Here is a 2708-nt window from a genome sequence, read left to right on the forward strand (position 1 = left end):
GCTGGGCCGGAGCCTCCCGCCCGGCCGCGGTCGAGCCTTGCGCCGCCGTCGTCTGGGCCTGCGTGACAGCCGGCCAGGCCAGCGCCGCCGCCAAGGTCACGCTGGAAGTAAATGACGCGAGCCGCCGATGCGAATGTCCCAAGCGATCCTCTCCTGTATTTATTTACGGGAGAGGTGACGGACGGCCCCGCCTGGCGAAATTGAAATCTCGGCAGCAAGCTATTCTCTGCGTTTATAGATATAGCCGTTTGCTGCTCACATCGATCAAGTCTCGCCGTTGCAGGAGCCGTCCATGAACACCCGCTTCCTTCGCTATTTCGTCGCCTGCGTCGAGAACCACACGATGCTGGCCGCGGCGGAGGCGGTGCACATCTCGCAGCCGGCGCTGAGCAAGGCGATCGCGACGCTGGAGCAGGAACTGGGCGTGACCCTGCTCGACCGGCATCCGCGCGGCGTGGTGCCGACTCCCTTTGGCGAGACGCTGTTCCGCTATGCCAAGATGATCGACAGCGAGATGCGCCGCGCCGTCGCCGAGATCGACGCGCAACGCGGCATGACCCGCGGCACCATCGTCATCGGGGTCATCCCGACCATGACCGAGATGATGGGGCAGGTCGCGCAGGCGGTGATGCGGCTGCATCCGGGGCTGCGGCTGAAGCTGCGCGTCGCCTTCTCGTCGGAACTCACCCGCGCGCTGCTGGACGGCGAGCTGGATTGCGCGATCCTGCTTATCCCTGCCGAGGAACGCTCCCCGGGCCTGACCTTCAGCCCCCTGCTGCGTACCGGCCCGGTGGTGGTGGTGCGCAAGGATCATCCGCTGACGCGGCAACCGCGATCGTCGCTCAAGGATTTGACACAGTTCCGCTGGCTGATCCCGGACTTTCCCGCCTCCCACCGCGCCATCGTCCACCGCGCCTTTATCGACGCCGGCCTGCCGCCGCCGACGGTGGTGATCGAGGTCAGCACCATCATCTTCTTCGACTCGCTGATCCTGCAGAGCGATTTCGTCACCGTCGCGCCCGCCACCTTGTTGAGTGCGCGGGCAGGTTCGGCGCTGGTTGCCCTCGATACCGACTTTGTGTTTCCGTTGGAGGAGGTCGGGCTTGCCTATCGTGAGAACAGCACGCTGCTGCCCGGCGCGCGGGCGGTGATGGACCTGGTGCGGGCGCAATGCGCCGGGATGCCGGGCGAAGTCACCGCCGGCCTATGAACGCTGGTTATGGAAAACATCTTCAATCCTCTTTGTCGGCAATAATCCGCCACGCTAGCGAACTCCGATACGACAGCCGGTGACGGCGAGGGGATGACGTGGCGAGCCGGACGCAAGCGGATCTGATCATCGTCGGCATGGGGCCGGTGGGGGCGACCGCCGCAGGCCTCGCCGGCGCGGCCGGGCTGCGTACCGTCGTCCTCGACCGCGAGCTTCAGCCCTATGCCCTGCCGCGCGCGATCCACTTCGACGCGGAGATCATGCGGGTGTTCGCCAGCATCGGATTGCGCGACGCCCTGGCGCAGGCGACCAGGCCGCTGGGCGGCTCGGTCTACCTCGGCGCGGACCTGAAGCCGATCCGCACGTTTCGCAGCCCCGGCCCGGCCCATGCCGATGCCGCGCATCCCAGCAACCTGTTCTATCAGCCGCAGCTGGAAGCGATCCTGCGCGACAACCTGCAACGCTTTGAACAGGTCGACGTGCGGCTGGGTCATGACGTGCGCGAGGTCGTGCAGGACGATGGCGGCTGCCGGGTAACGGCGACCACCGCCGATGGCGACACGGTCGAGATCGACGCCGCGTTCGTGCTGGCCTGCGACGGCGCGTCGAGCCCGGTGCGCAAGGCGCTCGGCATCGAGCTCGACGATATCGGCTTCCAGGAACGCTGGCTGGTGGTTGACACGTTCGTGCGCGGCGCGATGCGCTGGCCCGATGCGTACGCGATCCCGCCGGAGGTTCGCGACGGCCGCTTTTCGCTGATGGTCTGCGATCCCAGCCGCCCGGCGACTCTGATCCCCAGCATCGGCGATCACCGCCGCTGGGAATATCGGCTGGAGCCGGACGAGCCAGATGCGCTCGTCACCTCCGACGCCTGGCTGCGACGCGAGATCGGGGCCTGGGTGGACCCGGACGATGTCGAGATGATCCGTAGCGCCGTCTATAACTTCCGCGCGCTGATCGCGCACCGTTGGCAGGAGGGCAGGATCTTCCTGGCCGGAGACGCCGCCCACCAGACCCCGCCCTTCTTCGGGCAGGGCATGTGCCACGGCATCCGCGATGCGACGCAGCTGATCTGGAAGCTGCGGCTGATGCTGGACGGGGCCGCCTCGCCGGCGTTGCTCGACAGCTATCAGGTCGAGCGCGAGCCGCATGTGCGCGCGATCGTCGCGGCATCGGTGGCGGCCGGGGCCGCGGTCTGCATCACCGATGCGGCCGCGGCATGCGCGCGCGACGCCGAGTTCCGCGCGATCGAGGCGGCGCGTGCCACCGCTCCGGTGGCGATGACCGACGTGGTGCCGCCCATCCATGCGGGCGCGATCGACCCTGCTACTGGCGGCGCGCGGTTTCCCGAACTGGTGGTCGATGACGATGGCCAGAGGATCGCGCTCGACACGCTGCTGGGCGGCCGCTTCGCGCTGGTGGCGAACCGCACGCCAGGCCTCGCCGCCGGCACCGCCGCGCGCTGGCAGGCGATCGGCGGCGGCATCGTCGTGCTCGA

2 protein-coding genes are annotated in these 2708 nt (G+C 68.2%); both read left to right on the forward strand.

Annotation, left to right across the window (positions count from 1 at the left end; translation table 11 throughout):
* Positions 1-292 precede the first annotated feature (292 nt).
* A complete protein-coding gene (locus tag HUU96_RS14490) occupies positions 293-1210 on the forward strand; it encodes a LysR family transcriptional regulator (protein ID WP_174293444.1) in 918 nt (305 codons plus the stop codon).
* A gap of 98 nt (positions 1211-1308) precedes the next feature.
* Positions 1309-2708, forward strand: a 1400-nt coding sequence (locus HUU96_RS14495) for a bifunctional 3-(3-hydroxy-phenyl)propionate/3-hydroxycinnamic acid hydroxylase (protein WP_174293445.1), incomplete at its 3' end; no start/stop codon positions are given.

Source organism: Sphingomonas bacterium, from assembly GCF_903644135.1.
In the GTDB taxonomy this organism is placed as follows: Bacteria; Pseudomonadota; Alphaproteobacteria; order Sphingomonadales; family Sphingomonadaceae; genus Sphingomonas.

Excerpts from the sequence above, each read along its gene's own strand:
- HUU96_RS14490 (WP_174293444.1), top strand. The coding sequence starts at position 293 with ATGAACACCCGCTTCCTTCGCTATTTCGTCGCCTGCGTCGAGAACCAC.